Raw genomic sequence first — 21854 nt, forward strand, 5'->3', positions numbered from 1 at the left:
GCGATCTTCCAGCGGCCGCTGTGCGACATGGGGGCCGCGTACGACTTTGCGTTCCGGCCGCGAGTCGGGGACGCCGACACCGGGGCCGGCGGTCCGTGCGACGACCGTCCGCACCGGGTGGAGCTGTTCGCGGCGACCGCCGAGCCGGGGGCGACGGACGCCGCCTGGCGCGCGTTCTCGCTCTGCCCCGAGCACGAGGCCCAGCTGCGCGTCTACGACGGCCGGCTCGTCGCGCGGGGAAGCGCGAGCCGGTTCCGGGCCGCGTCGCCGCCGCAGGGGGCGCGGTGACCGACCTGCCGCTCGACGGACTCCAGAGCCGGGTCCGGCTGAACCAGGGGCCGGAGATGCCCGTTCTCGGGCTCGGGGTCTTCCAGACCGAGCCCGGCCCGACGACCCGGCACGCCGTCGCCTGGGCCCTCGCGGCCGGCTACCGGCTCATCGACACCGCGGCGCTCTACGGCAACGAGGCCGACGTCGGGGCGGCGGTCCGCGAGAGCGGGATCCCCCGCGAGGAGATCTTCGTCACCACGAAGCTCTGGCACACCGAGCACGGTCGCGACCGCGCGCGACGCGCCTTCGCGGCAAGCCGGGAGCGGCTCGGTCTCGATTACGTCGACCTCTACCTCATCCACTGGCCGCGGGCCGAGACGCCCGAGGCGCGCCTCGCGTCCTGGGAGGCGCTCGAGGAGATCCACGCGGAGGGCCTCGCGCGCGCGGTCGGCGTCAGCAACTATGCGATCCGGCACCTCGAGGAGATCGTCCACCGCTCCCACCTCGTCCCGGCGGTGAACCAGGTCGAGTTCCACCCGTTCCTGTACGACCCGACCGTACTCCGCTACGCCGCCGAGCACGGGATCCGGGTGCAGGCGTACAGCCCCCTGACCCGCAACCGGCGGCTCGATGACCCCCGGATCGCCGCCATCGCTGAGGAGGTCGGACGGACGCCGGCGCAGGTCCTCGTCCGCTGGGGTCTCGAGCACGGCGTCGTCGAGATCCCGAAGTCGACGCACCGCGAACGGATCGAAGAGAACGCCCGGGTCTTCGACTTCGCGCTCTCCGGGGCGCAACGCGCGGCGCTCGACGCGCTCGCGGACCGCCGTCGCGTCACGCAGTGGAACCCGGAGGAGATCCCCTGACCGGAGCCCGCGCGGGGCGTTCCGCCCGCCGGGCGCGGTCGTGGCGACCAGACTTAATATACCCTGCCTCGGTCAGTCGTACCGAGCGCGCCCATGGTCAGCGTTGAGGTCGCCCACGAGAAGTGCACCGGGTGCACCCACTGCCGCGACGTCTGCCCGGTCACCGTCTTCGAGATGCAGCCTCGCGAGAACTGGCCGAACGTCGTCGACGATCCCCAGGTGGCGGCGAAGTTCCAGTTCCGGGCGGAGAAGTCGGCGGTGATCCACGGGCCGGACTGCATCATGTGCGAGGCCTGCCTGTTCGAGTGCGAGGGCGAGTGCATCACGATCGTCGACGACGAAGGGACCGTCCACCACTCGACGTACAAGTAGGGCGACCCGCCCGCTAGAACGCGGGGTGCTTCGGCCGGTAGAAGGCGCTGCGCACCTCCGGGGGATGCCCGTCCGCCGGGAAGCGGACGCGCACCGCGCTCGAGCGCCCGAACGCGGTGAACTCCAGCGAGTACCAGACCGCCACCCAGTCGCCGGCGGCCGAGCGGAACGCCTCGCCGAAGTGGTACGTCCCGTCCAGCACGCGGCTGAATCGACGCGCGAGCCCGTACGACCAGTCGAGCGCCTCGCCGGCCGAGCTCGGGGCGCCGGAGTGGGGGGGAGGGTCGAGCGGGGCCTCGATCGAGTTCGGCCCGTCGACGATCCCCCGGCCGAGCCGGTACCGCGCCCAGGTCGTGCGGACCCGGCCGTCCCGGGCCGTCTCGTTGAGGAGGACCCAGGAGAACGGGTTCCCCGTCGGCACGACCGCCCCGTACTCCCCGAGGCGCGTCCCGCGCCGGCCGACGACGAGGCGCCCGGCGACGCGGATCGCGAAGTACGCGGCGAAGAACGCGGTGATCGCCCAGAGCGTCCCGAGGTACCAGGCGAAGGGAACGTGGTTGCGCTCGACCCCGAGGAGAAGGTAGAACGAGGCGACCGACACGATCAGCGTCGCGAAGTTGATCGCCCGGTCCGCATCGAGGTGCACCTCGCGCCGGGAGAACGGGAGCAGCGGCGGGACGGCGAAGTTCGTGAACGCGTCCTGGAGCACGTGGCAGAGCCCGCCGATCCACATCACCGCGAAGTAGATCCACGGCGAGCCCGGGGCGAGGAGCGGCGCGACCAGCGCGCCGGCGACCGCGAGGACGGTGATGCCGGTCAGCGAGTGGGTGATGCCGTGGTGGCGCAGGATCGGGAAGCGCCGCGCGATCGGGAGGAACAGGGCGTCCGCGTCCGGCAGGCCGCCCGCGAGCGCGCCGGCGGCGAGGTACTGCGGCTGGAAGCCGACCAGCCCGTAGGTGACGAGGTAGGCGACCAGGATGTGGGTGAACAGGTCCACGGTCGCCGGGGGCGCTTACTACAGGAGCCCCTCTTCCATGACCTCGACCGACTCGACGCCGGGGACCTTGGCGAGGGCGTGCTCGGTCGACTCGAGGACGCCGCCGGCGTCGTCCATCACGACCGAGACGAGCAGCGAGCGCAGCCCGTAGGCGATGTCCTTCGCCTGCATCCCCCGGATCGTGACGCCGGCCGGGATCGACGCCGGGATCGCCCGCGCGACCGCGGCGAGATCGGTCTCGACGCCGTGGGGCATCAGGCGGAACAGGACGGCGACCTTGCCCATGCACCCTCCTCTAGGGACCGTGGAAGTCGCACTTCGGGCAGTGGTAGCCGACGCTCTGGTCGCGGCAGCGCGCGCACCGGGCGATCGTCACCTCGCCGCAACTGGGACAGGAGAACTGCGTCGCGCCCGGCGCCGGCACGACCCGACCGCACGAGGTGCAGTGCACCACGACCACCGCGGCGGAGGCCACGCGAACGACTCACTTCCTCGCCGTCGGCCGACGGCGCGCGGCCACCCGGGTGGCGAATATAAAGAGTGCCCCGAAGAAGGCGATCGCGCCGGCGATGTACCAGACCGTGTCGTCCGGCGCGGGGCCGGCGACGTAGAACGTGACCGAGTACGACGTCGCGCCGCCGGCGAACGTGACGAGACCGTGCTGGTCCGAAAGCGAGGCCGTGAACGTGTGGTCGCCCGAGGCGAGCCCGAGCGTCGGGTAGCGGAAGGTCGCGGTGTAGTTCGCGCCGGCCGCGAGCCTCGGGATGGCGAGCGTCCCCACCGGCGCGCCGTCGAGGTCGATCGTGAGGTTGAACGGCGCGACGGCCGCGTTCGAGCCCGCCACCAAGAACAGCGTGAGCACGAACGGCTGCGCGACGTTCACCCGCAGCGTGACGTTCAGCGTCTGGTTCAGCGTCGCGTTGCGCGAGCTGATCATCACGAGGATCGTCACCAGCTCGGCGATCGACCCGACGGTGAGCTTCGTCGTGCCGGCGATGCCGTTCGTGATCGTTCCGGTCGTCGGGCTCAGCGAGATGCCGGTCGTGTTCGTCTCGCTGGTCGACGCCCACCAGGTCACGTTCCCGATCAGCGTGCCGTTCGCGCTGAACGCCGGGCCGCCGGTGCCGTTGACCGCGTAGGAGGCGTTCGACTGCGTCGAGATCAGCGACGGGCCGGTGACGTTCCCCCGCACCGGCGTCGTCGCGAACGCGACCGGGTGCGCGCTCGCGGCCCCGCTCCCGACCGGGCCGAGGGCGAGCGCGAGAGCGAGGAGGACGAGCACCACGGGGGCCCGGCGCAGTGGGGTCGTCACCGGCGCGTCCACCTCCGGGTCCGCCACCACCGGTAGGCGAGCACTCCGACGACGAGCGCGATCGCCGGCACGAAGCTCACGAGCGGCACGAACCAGTCGGGCAAGCCGCTCGGCGGCGAGGTGACGCCCGGCCCGGTGACGAGGATCGGGGCGGTGCCGTTCGTCGTCGACGCCTTGACGCTCGCGAGCGGCACGTTGAGCGCGGCCGCGGCCTGGTAGGCCCCGCTCTCGTTGACGACCGAGGCCTGCACGGTCACGAAGCCGGCGGGGACGAAGACGGCGGCGCTCGCGCTCAGGCTCACGTTGTAGCTCGCGTTCTCGAACGGATCGAGCGAGACGTTCGCCCCGAGCGGGCCGCTCGCCGAGAGGAACGTCGCGCTCCAGCCGTAGGCCTCGAGGCGCGGCAGGTCGACGATCGAGAGCCGGACGGTCTCGAGGCTGTTGCCGGTGTTGGCCAGGTAGAACGGCACGAGCGCGCTCGTCGGACCCACGGTCGGCCGGCTCGCCACGGCCGCGCCCACGGCGACGCCGAAGGTGGGAACGATCCGCACGGTCGGGGAGAACGCACCGACGACGGTGCCGTTAGCGAGGGCGAGTTCGATGACGACCGGCGGGTGGAGCGTGCTGGTCGCGCCCGGGACCGCGATCGAGACCGCAGCGCTCGTCGTGCCGGCGCCGGCCCCGGGCGCGAGCGTCGCGTTCGCGAACGAGAAGGTGAAGCCCCAGGTCGACGGGCTGCCGACCGGGTGCACGAGCAGGGGGGCGTTGCCGGTGTTGACCATGGCGAAGGCGAAGACCGCGGTCCCCGGCGAGGTGATCGTGGCGGTCGACGATCCCACGGGCGTGACGGCCGCCGTGAGGACGCTCTCGTAGGCGAGCGCCAGCGTCACCCCCACGTTGCCGTTCGAGACCGAGAAGGAGACGAGCGCGGTCGCGGTCGTCGCGACGCCGTAGGGCACGCCGAAGGAACTCGCGCGCGCGCTGTAGGTCCCGGCGGGCAACGCGACCGTGAACGGGACGCCCGGCGCGACGCCCGGATAGACGACCGAGACCCCGAAGGAGTTCGTGAGGGTGACGTTCGCCGGCCCCAGGAGCGGGGCGGCGGCGCTCGGTGAGACGACCAGGACCGTCGCCGTCCACGTCGGGGTCAACGCGAGCGCGAGGCTGGACGGCGCGCTCAGCGAGGCCGGTGCGCTCGCGAACCCGGCGAGGGGCTCCGAGCCGCCGCCCCCCGACGCGTAGATCGAGTAGGTGCCCGGCAGCACCTGCGTCGAGAACGTGCCGCTCGGCGCGGCGACGATCGTCAGGTTGTCGTAGGGGAAGGGACCGAGGAGCCGGACCGTCCCGCTCACCAGGCCCGGGACGCCGGTCGCCGACAGCGTGCCGTTGAGCCAGACGAGATCGGTCGTCGGCACCATCGGTACCGGGCAGCGGGTCGAGTTCGTGCCGATGCTGCACGTCGTGCCGGGACGCGCGGTCCAGGAGACGGTGTAGGCCCCCGCGCTCGAGAGCTCCGAGGTGAGCGCGCTCGCGCCGACGCTGAACGTGGTGTTCGTGGGCAGATCCGCCGAGAACGTGCCGCTCGCCGTCGTGAGCGCGACGGTCGCGCCGCTGGTCGACGTGAGCGTGAGCGGCACCGCGACCAGGAGCGTCGTGTTCGTCGAGCGCTGCAGCGAGCCCGTTACCTCGACGCCGCGGCCCGTGACGCTCAGCGTGGGCGTCGCGGTTCCCCCGGCGCCGATCGTCAGCGGGACGAGGCTCGCGTACTGGACGCCGCCGGCGGAGAGCGTGGCCAGCGCGCTGTAGCGACCGGCGGGCGCGTAGAAGCCGTGGGTGAAGGCCGTCCCGTTGACGGTGGCGTTGAACAGCGGGGAGGAGAGCGCGACCGTGACGTTCGCCGCCGCGCCGCCGCTCGGCAGCGCGAGGGTCCCGGTCGAGTTGCGGGCGTTGACCAGCAGCATCGTCAGGTTCGCCGACGCCGCGCCGATCCCGAGCGCGACGTTCAGTGTCCGCGACGGGAGGTAGAGCGTCGACCCGTTCCCCGTCGGAGCCCAGCCGGTCACCGAGTAGAGGCCCGGCGACAGGCCGGTCGTGAACGAGGGGCCGCCGACCAGGCTCGTGTTCGTCCCGGTCTCGGTCGTCGCGGTGAAGTTGACCCGGATGCCGCCCGGCGGGCCCCCGACGATGCGCAGGTTGACGGTGACCGGGCTCAGCGCGACCGGGTAGACGGTGATCGCGCCGAGCCCGTTGGGCGAGAGCCCGCACTCGCTCGTGGTCGCAAAGCCAGCGGCGGCGACGGTCAGGCAGTACGTGGTCGCCGGGGCCGGGACCACCGACGGGACGTAGGCGATGAGCGTGCCGGAGGCCGTGCTGAGGGCGGTCGCGTTGGCGCCGCCGGAGCCGGCCGACACCGTGGCGGTCGCGGCCGCCGGGTGGAAGAGCTTGCCGTTCGCCAGGCGGCTGCCGATCGAAAAGTGCGCGGCGACCGCCACGGACGGGACGAGCGGCAGGTTGGTCGGGGCGCTCAGGCTCACGGAGGTCAGCGCGGCGTAGACGGTCGAGCCGGCGGTCGTGGTCCCACCGAGGCCGAGGACGCTGTAGCTGCCGCTGGGCAGGTAGAACGCGTACGTCCCGTTGACCGCCCACGTGTAGGACGGGGCTCCGGCGGCGCTGGTCGCGCTGACGAAGAACGTCGTCTGGTTGGTCACCGGTCCGACCGGCACGATCGCCCCCGCGAGTCGGATCGCCCGGGACAGGGGGACCGCGAGCCCGACGCTCGGGCTGAGCGCGCTGGTCGTCACGCTCGCCAGCCCGCTATCGAGCGTCGTCCCCACGTAGCCGATCACCGAGACCGAGTAGTTCCCGAACGGTAGGCGCGCGGTCGCGACGCCGTCGGCCCCCGTCAGCACGACCGTCCCGTTCGTGGCCGCTCGGCCGGCGATCGTGAGGGGGGAGATCGTGGTGTTCGTGAACACCGGCACCGGCGTGAACCGGACGGGAAGGCCGGCGATCGGTGTGCCCGCGGCGCTGACGGTCACCGCGACGGAGACCGTCGGGCGCACGGTGAGGTTGCCCGCGAAGCCCGACCCGGCGTTCGCGATCACGACCGGTACCCCGGCCGAGACGTTCGCCGTCCCGGGGACCGCCGCGCTGAGCGTGTAGTTGCCGGGCGCGTAGGCGGTGAACGAGAAGCCGCCGGAGGAGTTCGTGGTCTCGGAGGCGACGGTCCCCGACGCGTTGCCGAGCGTGACGAACGCCCCCGAGACCGTGTTGCCGAGGGGGTCGAGGACGGTCCCCTTGATCGCTCCGACCGCAAGACCGGCGCTCGCGTTGGTCGCGCCGCCTGGCGTGATCGTGAGCGCCGACTGCGTGAAGTTGTGGCCGGCGTAGAGGACGTCGTAGTCGTAGATGCCCGGCGGCACGTTCGCGAGATCGAAGGACCCGCTCGCGTCCGTCGTCGCCGTGATCTTCGACAGGTTGCCGGCGCCCCAGAGGACCACCTGCGCGCCCGGGACGACCCGGTCGGTCGACGGCTCGTAGGTGGTCGAGTTCGCGGTGTTCCAGTAGACGAGTCCCGACACCGTCCCGCCGCGCAGCGTGATCGTCATCGGGAGGTTCGGCGGGGTGAACGACAGCGCGAGGGCGCTGGGCACCGTGATCGGGATCGACTGGAGGAGCGTCGCGCCCTGCTGCGTGAGCCCCTGAAGGGCCCCGGTCGTGACGTTGAGCGTGTCGTTCCCCGGCGGCAGCACGATCGAGAAGGATCCGTCCGGCGCGGTCGTGACGCTCATGTGCGGGATGCCCCACTGATCGAAGACGGTCACCCGCGCGCCGCCGACGGGTGCGCCGTTCGGGAGCACGAGGTTGCCCAGCACGGTCTGGCCGGGGTAGTACTCCAGGATCGACTCGCCGCCGGAGAAGTAGCGGTAGGCGCTGGTGTTCGCGATGCCGCCGACGGTCTTCTGCAGGTTGAGCGCGCTCGGCTGGTTCATCGCCGTGTAGCAGCCCGAGTTCACCGCGGCCTCGGCGGCGGAGGGGCAGTAGTAGGCCGTCTTGTAGACGACCATGAAGTGCTGCAGCATCCATCCCGGCTCGACCGGGTCGCTCGCCACGGCGCCCTCGAGGCCCGGGATGCCGAACCCCTGTCCGATGTCCGTCCCGTTGTAGCCGAAGTAGGTGCGGTAGATGATCGAGTTGAAGAACGGGGCGAAGTAGTTGACCGTGTAGCTCACGGCGGCGACGTCCGCCGGCACGTCGCCGAGCGGGTAGGTGTTGCCGTCGGAGCCCAGGACGGTGACGTTGAAGTACGTCTGGGGATCGCCCGCCGCGTTGATGATGCGACCGGTGAGGTCCGCCGGCGCGTAGTAGATTCCCGTGTCCTGGCCGCTGAACGGGATCAGCCGGCTGTCCGCCATGTCGTAGCGGATCGACCAGCCCGTGTAGGCCTGGATGTCGTTGTAGAGCGACGCGACCCCCGAGAGGGGCAGCGAGGAGGCGATGAAGTAGGAGACCGCCATGTACATCGCGTTGTCGAGCGTGAGCGTCGTCGGGTCGACCGGCAGGTAGCGCTCGGGGTGCGCGACGACGAGCGCGTAGTCCATCGACTCGTTGACGAGGTAGTTGTGCAGCTGCGTGACGTTGAGGCCATCCCGCGCGAGGATCGTGTTCAGCGCCGCGGGCAGGTAGGATAGCCCGGTCTTCAGTTGCTCGGCCTGCAGCAGCGTCGTCGCGAGGACCGCGATGGCGCTCGACTCGTTCTGCGCGAGCAGGAACTGGCCGGCCGGATCGATCCCGTTCTGGAAGTTGTCGGCGACGCTGGGATGCTGGCCCTGGTCGATCGCCTGGAAGCCGTAGTCCCACCAGCTCACGAAGGCCGGACGGTCCTGCGGGGCGGCGCTCGTATCCTGGGTCGCGAGCCAGTTGTAGCCGGCGCTGTCGTACTGGTTCGAGGTGTCGAGCGATGTGCCGGCGGCGCCGAAGTAGTTCTGGTCGGTCGTCGCGTTTCCCTTCAGCCAGGACGGCAGGGAGTCGTAGACCTGTTCGGAGGCCTGGGCCTTCGTGTTGCTGGGGATCCCGGCGTCGATCCCCACCCAGACGTTGGGGAGCACGATGACGAGGATCAGCAGGAAGATCAGCACGTGGCGGGCCTTGAACGCCTTGCGGAACGCGGCGAACTGGCTTCCCCGGTCGGAGAGCGAGGCGACCGTGCGCCGAAGGGCGGGGTAGCCGGCGACGTCCAGCGCGCGCTCGATCGCCTCCGCGGGCAGGAGGGCGAAGGCCGGACTGCCGAGGAGGAAGAACTTGGCGGCCGAGATCGGCAGGTAGATCGACAGGACACCGAACACGAGGAAGACGACGTGCTGGCGTCGGAAGCGTCCCCGGATCAGCTTCCAGACGAACAGCCCGATGCCGGCGAAGGCGAGGAAGAACGTCACGATCCCGTAGCCGACGACGAGCTGGTCGAACGACGGGGCCTGGGCCTCGGCGACGGTCGAGTAGATCAGCGTCTTGACGAAGTAGCCCTGTCCCGTGACGATGCTGGTGAAGTAGCGGGGCTCGAAGACGAACAGGAACAGCGCCGCGAGCCCGACGAGGCCGACCAGCGCCGGGATCGAGAAGATCCACGGGACGTCCCGCAGGAGCAGGAACGGGAGCATCAGCCCGAGCGTCCCGAAGAACAGGATCAGGGGCAGGTCGAACCAGGCGCTGAACTGGTGCTGGACGATGTAGTAGGGAGCCGCCATCGGGAAGGCGATGAGCCCGGTGATCGCCGTCGCGACGTAGAGTCCGAAGGAGTCGACGCGGCGGATCCGCTCGACGACCATCAGGATCACGAGGGAGATCCCGATCACGACGATCGCGTAGGTGTAGCCCTGCCAGGCGAGCGCGAGCGCGCCGAGGGAGACGCCGGTGAAGACGGCCCATTTGATCGCGGTGCGCTCCGTGCGCCAGAACCCACGCAGCCCGGGCAGGTACTGCTTGGGGTCCCGGTAGCTCGCGACCCACCGTCGGGTCCCGACCGCCTTGACGGTCCGTAGGTACGCATAGATCGTCACCAGGATGACGAACGTGTAGAACGACAGGTAGTTCGCGTAGCCGAAGATCGAGGAGTCGATGCTCGCGCTCAGGAACGGGAAGATGAGGGCCGCGATGAGCCCCATGCGCTTGGAGCTAACCTCGCGCCCGATCAGGTAGATCGGGAACACCTCGAGGGCGGCCCAGAGCGGGGCTTGCAGGTCGAGGAACCAGGCGCCCGCCACCACGGCGTTGCCGCCGAAGGCGGGCGCGAAGACGAGCCCCAGGATGGCGTTCATCCAGTCGAAGAGCGGCTCGCGCGGGTTGTAGCCGCCGATCGGGAAGTGAATCAGCGGGTCGAAGACGAGGTTCGCGTGGTTCAGGATGATGTAGGTCGTGACGCGGGAGTGGTAGTAGGAGTCCGAGCCGCCCGCGTACGTGTAGAGCGGGCCGAACTGCTGGATGATCGGATAGGTCCAGATCGTTCGGATCGCGAAGGCCATGCCGAAGGCGCCGAGCAGGATCGCCACGGTCCAGCCGTGACGGCGCCACCAACCGAGCTGCGACCCCTGCATCCGCTCCGGCTCACCCCCGAGCCGGCGGCGCGCGAGACTGGGGGGGTGTATAAATAGGCTGCCCCAAAAAAACGCCCGATGCCGCCGTCAGCAGCTCGGCCGGCGCGTCGGGCTCAGCCGACGACCCGGAAGCGGTAGAAGTACCGCCCGTCGCCGACGTCGTACGGTTCGACCCGGACACGGTCGCCGATCCGCAGCTCCGACCATGGCCGGCCCTCGATGCGCCCGAACAGCCGCAGGGGAGCGCCATCGAGATCGACGAGGCCGACCGCGAACGGGACGTCCGACTCCATCCCGAGCGGGGCGCCGCCCAGCACGGCACTGAAGGCGTAGATCCGGCCCTGCTCGGGAAGGTCGACCCAAACGAGCTCCTCCTGGTGGCACTTCGGGCAGGCGAGACGCGGCGGCCAGTGGAGCTCGCCGTCGCGCGGACATCGGGTCGTCGCGAGGCGACCCTCGCGCAAGCGCTCGAAGAAGCGGGCGAGCCGGGTCTGGTCCGGGCCCTCGAGCGGCACGAAGTCGAGCAGGAACGGGCGTTTCGGGCGCGGCTCGCTCGGCGCGGGCGGCGCGACGACCTCGGGCCGGGAGGCCACCCGCTCCTCGGGCATCGTTCCCCGGCGCGGGCGCACGCCCGCGCTCACGCGGCCGCCTCCCGTCCGTAGACCATGACCGAATGCACGTTCGCGCTGCCCGAGAGATTGTGAACGAGCGCCCAGTTCGGCGCGGGCGCCTGGCGGCTCGGCGGGACCGCGTGGGCGAACTGCGCCTGGATCTCGACCGCCTGGGCGATGCCGGTCGCCCCGAGCGGGTGGCCGCAGCCGAGCAGACCGCCCCGCGGGTTGACGACGAGGTCCCCCCCCACATCGCCCCGGCCGTCGGTCGCGAACCGCCCGCCCTCGCCGCGGCCGCACAGCCCGAGCGCCTCGTACTCGAGGATCTCCGAGATCGAGAAACAGTCGTGGACCTCGGCCAGGTCGAGGTCGCGGGCCTCGATCCCCGCCTGCCCCATCGCCTCGCGCGCCGCCCGGGTGAGGCCCGGCCACTCCGAGAGCGAGCCGGCGTGAGCGAGATTGTGGAAGTTCGAGAACTGACCGGAGCCCCGGACCCAGGCCGGCGCGTCGGTGTACTGCGCGGCCCGGTCGCCGGCGACGAGCACGACCGCGGCCGCGCCGTCCGTCATCGAGGAGCAGTCGCCGAGGCGCAGCGGCGGGGCCACGAGCGGGAGCCCGAGGAGCTTGTCGCGCGCGAAGCGCTTGGAGTAGAACTGAGCGTGCGGGTTCGAGTTCGCGAAGCGATGGTTCTTCTCGGAGACGGACGCGAGCGCCTCGGGCGTGGTGCCGAACTCGAGCATGTGACGCTGGGCGACCATCGCGAAGAACGGCGGGGCGGTCGCGCCGTGCGGGCCGTCCCACGGACGGTCCATCACGCAGCCCATGGCGCTGTTCGCCTCGGCCATCGAGGGAAGGTTCATCTTCTCGATCCCGACGGCGACGGCGACGTCGCTGAGCCCGACCGCGATCGCCGCGTACGCCGAGCGGATCGCCGATTGGCCCGAGGCACACGCGAGCTCGGTGCGTTGCAGGATCCGCCGCGGGGCGAGGCCCATCTGCTCGGCCGCGAGCGGGGCGACGTGCGACTGGAAGGCGAAGCGCTCGGGCTCGGCCGCGCCGACGAACAGCGAATCGACGTCCTCCGCCCGCAGCGCCGGTACGGCGCGGAACAGCGCGGCGCCGACCTCCTGGGCCATCTCCGCCCAGGTCGTCGGCCGCACCCCGAAGGGAGTCGTCGTTCCGCCGACGAGCGCGACCGGACGACCGCTCATCGGACCTCCCCGCGGACCGCGTCCGCGACCGCGTCCCCGGCAGCGGCGGTCGACGCCGTCCCGCCCTGATCGTAGGTCCGCACATGCCCCTCGCGCAGCACATGGGCGATCGCCCGGTCGAGACGCTCGGCCTGCCGGGTCAAGCGACCGTCGGAGTGGCGGTCGCCGAGCCAGCGCAGCATCTGCTCGACCGCCAGGAACGTCGCCATCGGATTGACCTGGTTCTTGCCGGCGTACTTGGGGGCGCTCCCGTGGACCGGTTCGAACATCGCGTGCTCCGCGCCGATGTTCCCGCCGGCGGCGAAGCCCATGCCTCCCTGGAGGACGGCCGCGAGGTCGGTCACGATGTCGCCCATCATGTTCGTCGCCACGGCCACGTCGTAGCGCTCGGGATTGCGGACGAGCCACTGGGTGAAGGCGTCAACGTACGCGTAGTCGCGTTCGATCTCGGGGAACTCGGCGCCGATCCGGTCGAACGTCTCGCGGAAGAAGCGGCAGCCCTCCATGACGTTCGACTTGTCGATGCACGTGACCCGCTTGATGCCATCGGCCGGCGCGCCGCGCTCCCGGGAGCGGGCGAGCTCGAACGCATAGCGGATCACGCGCTCGGAGCCTTTTCGCGTGACGATCCGGGTATCGATCGCGACCTCGGTCTCGCCGGCCCGGCGCAGGCGACCGCGCGCGGGCGTGTACAGATCCTCGGTGTTCTCCCGGACGATCACCAGATCGACGTTGCGCGGCGACCAGACCTCGCGGTACTCGCCGCTGATGCGGTGCTGAACGCCCGGGTACAGCCGGCAGGGGCGCACGTTCGCGAAGAGATCGAGCGACTCGCGGAGCCCGAGGACAAGCGCGCGGCCGGCGAGGTCCCCGTTCGGCAGCGTCACGCCCGGCCAGCCGACCGCCCCGAGCAGGACCGCGTCGGCGTGACGGGCCGCCGCCTCGCCGTCCGGCTCCCATTCCCGACCGGTCCGCTGGTAGTACTGCGCGCCGCCGGGATGTTCCTCGACGTGCCAGGGCGCGGGGCCGCCCTCGGCGAGCGCCCCGAGCACCTTGAGGCCTTCCCGCACGACCTCGGGTCCGGTGCCGTCGCCCGCGAAGACCGCGATCTCGTACCCGGCGTCCTTCATCCGCGCGTCCCGCCGGGGGTCGTCGTCCCCTCGAGCTCGCGCCGGACGTGCTCGACGAGCCCGCCGGCCTCGAGGATGCGCAATAGGTGGGGCGGGATCGGCGGGAAGGGCACCGAGGCCTCCGTCCGGAGGTTCGTGATCTGGCCGCGACGCATCTCGATCCGGGCGCGGTCGCCCCGCTCGAAGATCGCACGCACCCCCCGCGCTTCGATCGTGGTCAGTCCGAGGTTGATCGCGTTGCGGAAGAAGATACGGGCGAACGAGTCGGCGACGATCGCGCTGACGCCGGCGGCCCGCATCGCGGCCGGTGCGTGTTCCCGGCTCGAGCCCGAGCCGAAGTTCTCCCCCGCGATCAGGATGTCACCGGGCCGGGACTCGGCGGCGAATTCGGGCAGCGCGATCTCGAAGACGTGATTCTTCAGTTCCTCGGGGTCGATGATCGTGAGGTACTTGCCCGAGATGATCTGGTCGGTATCGACGTCGCGGCCGAGCGTCCAGACGCGGCCCTCGATCACCTCCTGCACGCTGCCTCCGTTACAGGTACGGTCGCGGGTCGGCGATCTCGCCCTCGATCGCCGCGGCCACCGTCGCGGCCGGGGACATGAGGTAGATGCGCGCCTGCTTCGCGCCCATGCGGCCGGGGAAGTTGCGGTTGGAGGAGGAGGCGCACACCTCGTCGGGCGCCAGGAGGCCCATGTTGCCCCCGAAGCACGCGGAACAGCTAGAGTTCGTGAAAACGGCCCCCGCCTGCGTGAACGTCTCGATGATCCCCTCGCGCAGGCACTGCTCGTAGATCTTCGTGGACGCCGGCGAAACGATGAACCGGACGCCCCGGGCGACCTTGCGGCCCCTCATCAGCGCGGCCCCCTCGCGCAGGTCCTCGATCCGCGCGTTGGTGCAGGAGCCGAGGAACACCTGGTCGACCTTGACGTGCTCGTGCACGACGTCGGTGAGGGGTCGCACGTTGTCGGGGGAGTAGGGGCACGCGACCATGGGGGGCATGCCGTCGACGTCGATGTCGATCACGCGCTCGTACTCGGCGTCGGGGTCCGGCGCCAGCGGGTGCATCGGGTGCTTGGCGATCCCGGCGAGGTAGTCGTACGTCGTCTGGTCGGGCGCGACCATGCCGCACTTCGCGCCCATCTCCGTGGTCATGTTGCAGATCGTGAAGCGCTCGGGCATGGACAGGCCTGCGATCGTCGGGCCGGTGAACTCGACCGACTTGTAGGTCGCCCCGGTCGTCTTGATCTCCCCGAGCACGCGGAGGACGAGGTCCTTCGCCGTCACGCCGCGACCGAAACGGCCCCGGACCCGGACCTGGAGCGTCGACGGAACCTTGAGCCAGAGCCGACCGAGCGCCAGCACGGCGGCCATCTCGGTCGGCCCGATGCCGGCCGCGACCGCGCCCATCGCCCCGAGCATGTTCGTGTGCGAGTCGGTGGCGACCGCGAGGTCTCCCGGGACCACCCAGCCGTTCTCCGCGAGGATCTGGTGGCAGATCCCGTGCTGGCCCACGTCGTAGAAGTGCTCCAGATGCGTCTCGGCCGCGAACTTGCGCAGGATCCGATGCAGGATCGCCGCGGTCTCGGTCGGCGCGGGCACCCAGTGGTCGATCGCGATCACGACCCGGTCCGGGTCCCAGACCCGCTCGGCGCCCATCTGATGGAACGGCGCGACGGTCTGCGCCCCCTGCTCGTGCATCATCGCGAGATCGACGTGACCGTCGATGATCTCACCGGGGACGACGCGCTCGTTACCGGACGCCCGGGCCAGGATCTTCTCGGCGAGGGTCATGCCGTGGCCGTTGGCGGGGCTCATGCGCTCACCGCCGTGATCCCGAGGGCATCGACCATCGCCCAGAACTCGTCGTCGGAGAGCCCCGGTCGCTCGAACAGACGGCGGTACTCCATAAGGAAGCGGTGGAGGTCCTCCTTGGACCGGGCCTCGGTCTCGGCCTTGATCCGGCGCAGTAGCTCGAGCAGGAGGGGATCGGGAGCGCTGAGCCCGCGCTCCTTCAGCTTCTCGACGACGGCGGCCTTGCCCGTGTGCTTGCCGAGGATCATGTGGCGCCGGGCGCCGACGAGGCTCGGCTGCAGCGGTTCGTAGGTCAGCGTGTGGGCGAGGATCCCGTGCGTGTGGATGCCGGCCTCGTGGGAGAAGGCGTTGTAGCCGACCAGCGCCTTGTTCGCGGCGACGGGGATCCCGGAGAGCTCCTCGACGAGCCGCGAGAGCTCGGTCAACCGCTCGGTCTGGATGCCGGTCCGGACGCCGTAGAGCGCTTCGAGCAGCATCACGACCTCCTCCAGGGAAGCGTTCCCGGCGCGCTCCCCGAGGCCGTTGACGCAGACGTGGGGGGCCCGGGCCCCGCACTCCAGCGCCGTGAGCGTGTTGGCGGTCGCGAGCCCGAAGTCGTTGTGACAGTGCACCGAAAGGTCGTGGGGCTGGACGCGACGCTGGAACTCCCCGAGGTACCACCGGAACGTGAGCGGCGTCATGATCCCGACCGTGTCCGCGACGACCAGCCGATCCGCACCCGCCTCCTGTACCTCCCGGTAGAGCCGCTCAACGAAGTCGAAGGGGGCGCGGACCGTGTCCTCGGTCACGAACGCGACGTGAAGGCCCGCGTCCTTCGCCCGACGGACGCTGGCGATCGAGGCCTCGCGCACCTGGTCCGGGGTCATCTTGAGCTTGAAGCGCAGGTGGACCTGGCTCGCCGCGACGAAGATCGCGATGTGCGTCGCGCCGCTACCGATGACCGCGTCGACGTCCGCAGGCACGGTCCGCGCCGCCGCCAGGATCTTCGACTTAAGGCCGGCGCCCGCGATGAGTCGGACCGCCCGGGCCTCCTCGTCCGAGACGACCGGGATCCCGGCGTTGATGAGCGGCACGCCGATCTCGGCGAGCAGCGTGGCCACGCGGAGCTTTTCCTCGGGGGTGAAGTGAACCCCGGGCGTCTGCTCCCCATCGCGGAGCGTCTCGTCCCACAGGACAACGGATTCCGGGACGTGCCGCTCCCGCGCGGTCTCCGAATGGAAGTTCTCGACCAGGCGCGGCTCGGCCATCCCGGCTTCTACCCGTCGGCGGGCCTTTAGGATTTAGGCGCCCGAGGGCGCCGTCGCACCGGACTCCCGTGCCGGCCGCCACGTCGCGTGGATGACCTCTTAAATAGGCCCCAGTCCTCGAACGGATACAAGTAGCGCCCGGCTTCGCTCGAGAGGGAGATGACCACACCCGCCGCTCGCACCACACCCGCGCCCATCGCCGGAGACGCCGGCCCGGGCGAACGCCATCGACCGCTCGAGCTCACCGACCTCTCCGTCATGATCGGCGGCCAGGGCGGCGACGGAACCCTGACCGTCTCGGACCTCCTGGGCCGCTACTTCCGCAAGTGCGGTCTCTACGTGTATACCTCGCGCAACGTGCTCTCGCGCATCCGCGGTGGCCACGCGGACGCCTCGGTCCGGGCCTCCCGCGACCCGGTCGCCGCGGTGAAGCCCCAGGTGGACGTGCTCGTCGCCTTCGACAACGAAGCCATCGAGATGGGACGCCCTGAGCTCGCCGGCCACGGCTTCGTCCTCTACGACTCGACGGGCTTCCACACCGACCTGCCGAACTCCGCGGGCTTCCCGTTCGCGACACTCGTGGGCGGGCCGCTCGGGCAGCCGATCTTCAAGAACACGGCCGCCTACGGCGCGCTCTCGGTGCTCCTCGGCTTCGATCCGACGCGCACGCGCGCGGTCATCGAGGAGCGCTTCAAGCGTCGGAGCGCGGAGGCGCTCGAGAAGAACCTGAAGGCGCTCGAGATCGGCCGCAAGGCCGCGCTGGAGGCGCCCGGCGTGCCCGAGCGTTACAGCGTCGTCGAGGGGGAGGCGAACGACCTGGTCCTGACGACGGGGAACCAGGCCGTCGCGCTCGGCTTCGTGGTCGGCGGGGGTCGGTTCTTCGCCGGTTACCCGATCACGCCGGCCACCGAGGTCATGGAGTACTTGCAGCGCTACCTGCCGCCGTTCGGGGGCGTCGTGCGGCAGGCCGAGGACGAGCTCGCGGCGATCAACATGGTGATCGGCGCTTCGTACGCCGGCGCCCGCTCGATGACGTCCACGAGCGGGCCGGGCCTGTCGCTCATGACCGAGGGGATCGGCCACGCGGGCACCGCCGAGATCCCGGTGGTGGTCGCGGACTGCCAGCGCGTCGGCCCGAGCACGGGACAGCCGACGCGCCACGAGCAGTCGGATCTCTCCCACCTCGCCAACCTGGGCCACGGCGAGTACCCGCGGTTCGTGATCGCACCGGCCACGCCCGAGGATTGCTTCTCCATGACGGTCGACGCGCTCAACCTCGCCGACCGCTGGCGCCTTCCGGTCATCCTCCTGCTCGACCAGGCGCTCTGCCAGAACACGACGACGAGCCCGCCGTTCGACCTCGCCCGGGTCCGCGTCGAGCGCGGGGCCCGCGTGACCGGGGACGAGCTGGCCCAGATGACCGAGTACCGGGCCTACAAGTTCACCGACACGGGGGTGAGCCCCTACGCTCCCCCGGGCACCCCCGGCGTGTGGGCCGAGATCACCGGTAACGAGCACGACGAGTGGGGCCACGTCTCGGTGAACCCGACGAACCGGGTCCGCATGATGAAAAAGCGCATGGAAAAGCTCGTCCGTGCGCGCGACGAGCTCCCCGCGGGCCGCCTCTTCGGCGATCCCGCCGCGAAGCTGGGCCTGATCGGCTACGGCTCCACCTCCGGGCCGATCCGCGAGGTGCAGTCGATCCTGTCGACCCGGGGGCTCGCCACCCGCTACTTCCAGGCGCGCACGCTCTTCCCGGTCCCCGTCCACGAGCTCGACCCATTCCTTTCCTCGGTGGACGTCGCCTACGTCGTCGAGCACAACTACACCGGCCAGTTCGCGAGGCTGATCCGCGAGCACCTGCCCTGGCACCACACGAAGCTGCGCTCGATCCTGAAGTACGATGGGGCGTCGTTCCGCGCGCCGCAGATCGTCGCCGAGCTGAAGGAGGCGGCCTGAGGATGGTCCAGTCCGCCAAGCCCGTCCCGCCGATCTGGTGCCCGGGCTGCGGCGACTTCGGCCTGCTCGCCGCGGTCAAGCGCGCCGCGGCCGACCTCAAGGTGCCCGCCCACGACCTCGTGCTGGTCGGTGGGATCGGCTGCTCGGGCTCCATCCACAACTTCCTCGAGGTCAACGGCATCCACGCCCTGCACGGGCGCCTGCTGGCGCAAGCGGTCGCCGTGAAGCTGGCGAACCCGCACCTCACCGTCGTCGCGGCCGGCGGCGACGGCGACGGTTACGCGATCGGGATGGGCCACTTCATGCACGCGTTCAAGAAGAACGCCTCGATCCTCTACCTCGTCATGAACAACGAGACCTACGGACTGACGAAGGGCCAGCCGTCGCCGACGAGCCAGATCGGCTTCGAGGGGAACATCGAGCAGCCGTTCGATGCGATCCTGAGCGCCCTCTCCATCCCCGCGCCGAACTTCATCGCGCGGACGTTCTCCGGCGACCCGAAGACGATGACCCAGGTGCTCGAGGAGGCGATCCGCTTCAACCACGAGAACCGTGGATTCGCCTTCGTCGAGGACCTCTCGCCGTGCGTGACCTACAACGACACGTACAAGCTCTGGCGCGAGAAGGTCCAGGACCTCTCCAAGCTCCCCGGCTACGACCCGACCGACCGCACCGCGATGTTCCGGCTCTACCTCGACACCGTCGACGCGGGGAAGATCCCGATCGGCGTGATGCACCGTCCCAGGGACTCTGCCAAGGCCGGTCTCGAGGCGAAGCTCCTCGGCGAGGCGGTCGGGCCCGCGCGCGCCGAGATCGCGCTCGAGCCGAACCTTCCGGCGTACCAGAAGCTCCTCGCCGGCGTGACCTAGGCGCCGTTCGACTCATCTAAGCCTGCCGGCTGCTCGCGCCGGGTGGGACGATCTGGATCGGGATCGACGACACCGATAGCCCCCGGGGCGGCTGCACGACCTGGGTGCTCACCGAGCTCCTGCGCGGCGCCCGGGCGGAGGGAATCGATCTCCTCGGCGAGCCGCGGCTGGTCCGGCTCAACCCGAACATCCCGTGGAAGACGCGCGGGAACGCGGCGCTGGCGGCGCGCTTCGGGCACGGTACCGGGCCGCGCCGCCGCCTGGGCGAGATCGACGGTGCGCCGGTGTGGTCGTTCCCGGCGGGAGCCCCGCTCGCCGTCGCCGACGCGTGGGCCGACCGCGCCTGGCGCATCGTCCGCGAGGCCGCCGAGTCCGGGGCGCCGGGCACGGACCCCGCGCTGGTCGCCAGCCGCCGACTCCTTCCTTCCGAACTCTACTGGGACGCCGTTCGGGAGGTCGTATCCGTCGGCGCGGTCCGTGCCGCCCTCGAGCGCTCGGGAGCGATCGTACGGACGCTCGGCTCGGATCGCGGCATCGTCGGCGCCGCCGCCGCGATCGCCTGGCGGGGTCGGCATCCGACGTGGGAGCTGATCGCCTACCGATCCCCCGCGCGCTACGGACGACCACGCTCGGTCAGCCGGGAGAGCGTCCGGCGGGCGGTGCGCGAGGTCCCGGGCCTGTTCTTGTGCGAGGACCCGCGGACCCGGCGCCTGATGGTGGCTCCGCACACCGCGTGCCCCATCCTCTTCGGGCTCCGCGGGACCCGGCGAGGATCGCCGCTCGCCGCGCGGCGGCTCGTCCAGTCCGAGCCGGTGGACCGGTGGACCCTCTTCCGCACCAACCAGGGCTCGGGCGATCATCTGCGGATCCGCGCGGCCGGCGCGCTCGGCCCGTACCGCTCGGGCATCGTCCGAGGCCGGGTCTCGGCGCCGCCGGCGCGACTCCCCGGGGGCCACGTGCGCTTCGCGATCGTGGACGCGAGCGGGACCGCCCTCGATTGCCTCGCGTTCGAGCCGACCAAGACGCTGCCGCCGGTCGCGCGCGACCTCGTCGCGGGCGACTCGGTCCGGGTCTGGGGCAGCCGAGGCGCCGACACCGCCTTCCGGCTCGAGGGGATCGAGATCGTTCGCCGGGCGCCCCGCTTCGGTCGCCCCCGGCCGCCCCGTTGCGCGGACTGCGAACGGACCTCCACGTCGCTCGGCCGGCAGCGCGGATTCCGGTGCCCGGGCTGCCATCGACGCTGGCCCCCGGAGGCCGCCATCCCGCGGCCGCTCGCCGCGCGGTTCGCCCCCGGGGTTTACCACCCCACCCCGTCCGCGCGCCGCCATCTCGCCCCGCGGGGCCCCGAGCCCTGAGGCGCGAGAGCGCGCCCGAGGTCTTTTGAACCCACCCCTCGCTATCTACCGACGTACCGAGCGATCGTCCGCTACCCTCCCGCGGAGCGGGCCGTCGACGGATCCGGGGAGGCGGAGGCGGCGGATGGCAACGTGCCCGGCGTGCGGCGCCGAGACCGATGGCGCCGCCGACTGCCCCGACTGCCACCTTTCGGCGGCCCTGTTCGACGCCGTCCGCGAGGCCGCCGGGCCGAACGCGACGTCCGACGCGACCTACCTGCGCACGATCGGCGAGCTGCTCGGGACGCTCGACCCCGGGGCCGCCGGGATCGCGCCGACGGGCTCCGACCGAGCGGCCGGCCCGGGCGCGAGCCGGGGCGTGGTCGTCGACGCGCGCGTCACGGGCGCGACGCGCTCGAGTCCCCCGATCTCGGCTTCCCTGGAGCTGCCCGCGGTGCCGACCGTGCCGTCCGCGGTCACCGAGTTGAAGCGGCGCGTCGGCGACTACTTCGAGCTCGGTCGCCGGCTCGGGCTCGACTTCACGGACTTCTCCTCGCGCGCCAACTCCGCAGCGCTCGTCGACGACGTCGACTCGCTCGAGGTCCTGGCGCGCGAGATGTTCGTCCACCTCTCCAGCTCGATCGCCGAGGAGTACGAGGCGTGCCTCGCCCGCCGCAACGAGCTCGCGCAGACGGTGCGCACGCCCAGCGCCGACGTCGAGCTGACCGCGGTGCGCCGCGCGATCGGGGTCGGCGACCTCGCCGGCGCGCAGCGGCGCCTTGCCCACGTCCGGGACGCCCTCGCCCGCATCGAGGAGGAGTGGGAGGTCGGGCGGATCCTGGTCACCGAAGGCGAGATGATGAGCGAGGCGATCCGGGACCTCGGCGGGGATCCGTCGCCCGCCGCTGGTCCGATCGAGGAGGGCCGGCGGCTCTTCGCCCGGGGCCGACGCGCCGACGCCGAGCGAGTGCTCGCGCGGGCGGCGATCGCCCTGTGGACGGTGCTCGAGCCGCGGCTGATGGCGGACCTGAAGCGGCTGCGCGACCGGATGGTCGAGGAGCGCGCGGCGGGCCTCGACATCGATCCGGCGCTCCGCGAGCTCAAGGCGCTCTCGATCGAGCTGAGCCACCGCAACTTCGCGGGGACGGTCATCGCCTACCGGCGTCTCCGCTCGACCGTCGAGCGCATCGCCCCGGCCGGCGTCGAGGCCCTCGCCGCCGGGCTCGGCGCGCCCGAGTCGGGCCGGGTCCGCCCGGCCTGACCGGCGCGAG

Annotated in this window: 18 protein-coding genes; 7 read left to right on the forward strand and 11 right to left on the reverse strand. The window is 71.4% G+C overall.

Annotated features, from left to right (window positions below):
• Positions 1-27: 27 nt before the first annotated feature.
• The 3 genes from VEL82_07345 to VEL82_07355 all read left to right on the forward strand — a co-directional run bounded on the left by VEL82_07345 (position 28) and on the right by VEL82_07355 (position 1508).
• On the forward strand, positions 28-288 hold the full coding sequence (locus VEL82_07345) for a hypothetical protein (GenBank protein ID HXW67670.1): 261 nt from the start codon (positions 28-30) through the stop codon (positions 286-288).
• A 56-nt stretch (positions 289-344) separates the two neighbouring features.
• Positions 345-1136, forward strand: a complete 792-nt coding sequence (locus VEL82_07350) for an aldo/keto reductase (GenBank protein HXW67671.1) — start codon at positions 345-347, stop codon at positions 1134-1136.
• A 93-nt stretch (positions 1137-1229) separates the two neighbouring features.
• Positions 1230-1508 (forward strand): 4Fe-4S dicluster domain-containing protein, encoded by a 279-nt coding sequence (locus VEL82_07355; protein ID HXW67672.1) that lies wholly within the window; start codon positions 1230-1232, stop codon positions 1506-1508.
• Positions 1509-1521: 13 nt separating this feature from the next.
• Here the strand turns inward: VEL82_07355 and VEL82_07360 are convergent, their stop codons facing one another.
• The 11 genes from VEL82_07360 to aksA form a co-directional block, all read right to left on the reverse strand.
• On the reverse strand, positions 1522-2505 hold the full coding sequence (locus VEL82_07360) for a metal-dependent hydrolase (protein ID HXW67673.1): 984 nt from the start codon (positions 2503-2505) through the stop codon (positions 1522-1524).
• An 18-nt stretch (positions 2506-2523) separates the two neighbouring features.
• The gene (locus VEL82_07365; protein HXW67674.1) at positions 2524-2790 is read right to left on the reverse strand and encodes an elongation factor 1-beta; all 267 of its coding nucleotides are present in this window, start codon (positions 2788-2790) and stop codon (positions 2524-2526) included.
• A 10-nt stretch (positions 2791-2800) separates the two neighbouring features.
• Complete coding sequence (locus VEL82_07370) at positions 2801-2980, reverse strand: zinc finger domain-containing protein (GenBank protein ID HXW67675.1); 180 nt, start codon at positions 2978-2980, stop codon at positions 2801-2803.
• Between the two features lie 9 nt (positions 2981-2989).
• Positions 2990-3844, reverse strand: a complete 855-nt coding sequence (locus VEL82_07375; GenBank protein ID HXW67676.1) for a hypothetical protein — start codon at positions 3842-3844, stop codon at positions 2990-2992.
• A complete protein-coding gene (locus VEL82_07380) occupies positions 3814-10407 on the reverse strand; it encodes a carboxypeptidase regulatory-like domain-containing protein (protein ID HXW67677.1) in 6594 nt (2197 codons plus the stop codon). Before VEL82_07380 ends, VEL82_07375 begins: the two co-directional genes overlap by 31 nt.
• Before the next feature lie 113 nt (positions 10408-10520).
• Positions 10521-11048, reverse strand: coding sequence for an OB-fold domain-containing protein (locus VEL82_07385; protein HXW67678.1), 528 nt, complete (start codon positions 11046-11048; stop codon positions 10521-10523).
• Positions 11045-12229: a 3-ketoacyl-CoA thiolase gene (locus tag VEL82_07390; GenBank protein HXW67679.1), complete on the reverse strand. Its 1185-nt coding sequence runs from the start codon at positions 12227-12229 to the stop codon at positions 11045-11047. Before VEL82_07390 ends, VEL82_07385 begins: the two co-directional genes overlap by 4 nt.
• On the reverse strand, positions 12226-13359 hold the full coding sequence (locus VEL82_07395; GenBank protein ID HXW67680.1) for an isocitrate/isopropylmalate dehydrogenase family protein: 1134 nt from the start codon (positions 13357-13359) through the stop codon (positions 12226-12228). Before VEL82_07395 ends, VEL82_07390 begins: the two co-directional genes overlap by 4 nt.
• Positions 13356-13883 carry a 3-isopropylmalate dehydratase gene (locus VEL82_07400; protein HXW67681.1) on the reverse strand — a complete coding sequence of 176 codons (528 nt, stop codon included), beginning with the start codon at positions 13881-13883 and terminating at the stop codon, positions 13356-13358. Before VEL82_07400 ends, VEL82_07395 begins: the two co-directional genes overlap by 4 nt.
• Before the next feature lie 10 nt (positions 13884-13893).
• On the reverse strand, positions 13894-15177 hold the full coding sequence (locus VEL82_07405; protein HXW67682.1) for a 3-isopropylmalate dehydratase large subunit: 1284 nt from the start codon (positions 15175-15177) through the stop codon (positions 13894-13896).
• Positions 15174-16421, reverse strand: a complete 1248-nt coding sequence (gene aksA / locus VEL82_07410; protein HXW67683.1) for a homoaconitate hydratase — start codon at positions 16419-16421, stop codon at positions 15174-15176. Before aksA ends, VEL82_07405 begins: the two co-directional genes overlap by 4 nt.
• A gap of 159 nt (positions 16422-16580) precedes the next feature.
• Between aksA and VEL82_07415 the strand changes: the two genes are divergently transcribed.
• The 4 genes from VEL82_07415 to VEL82_07430 all read left to right on the forward strand — a co-directional run bounded on the left by VEL82_07415 (position 16581) and on the right by VEL82_07430 (position 21844).
• On the forward strand, positions 16581-18380 hold the full coding sequence (locus VEL82_07415; protein ID HXW67684.1) for a 2-oxoacid:acceptor oxidoreductase subunit alpha: 1800 nt from the start codon (positions 16581-16583) through the stop codon (positions 18378-18380).
• Between the two features lie 2 nt (positions 18381-18382).
• Positions 18383-19249, forward strand: coding sequence for a thiamine pyrophosphate-dependent enzyme (locus VEL82_07420; GenBank protein ID HXW67685.1), 867 nt, complete (start codon positions 18383-18385; stop codon positions 19247-19249).
• Between the two features lie 104 nt (positions 19250-19353).
• Positions 19354-20604, forward strand: coding sequence for a DUF1743 domain-containing protein (locus VEL82_07425; GenBank protein HXW67686.1), 1251 nt, complete (start codon positions 19354-19356; stop codon positions 20602-20604).
• Positions 20605-20728: 124 nt separating this feature from the next.
• Positions 20729-21844, forward strand: a complete 1116-nt coding sequence (locus VEL82_07430) for a hypothetical protein (GenBank protein HXW67687.1) — start codon at positions 20729-20731, stop codon at positions 21842-21844.
• The last annotated feature ends 10 nt before the right edge of the window (positions 21845-21854 follow it).

This window comes from Thermoplasmata archaeon (assembly GCA_035622275.1).
Taxonomy (GTDB): Archaea; Thermoplasmatota; Thermoplasmata; order Lutacidiplasmatales; family UBA184; genus Lutacidiplasma.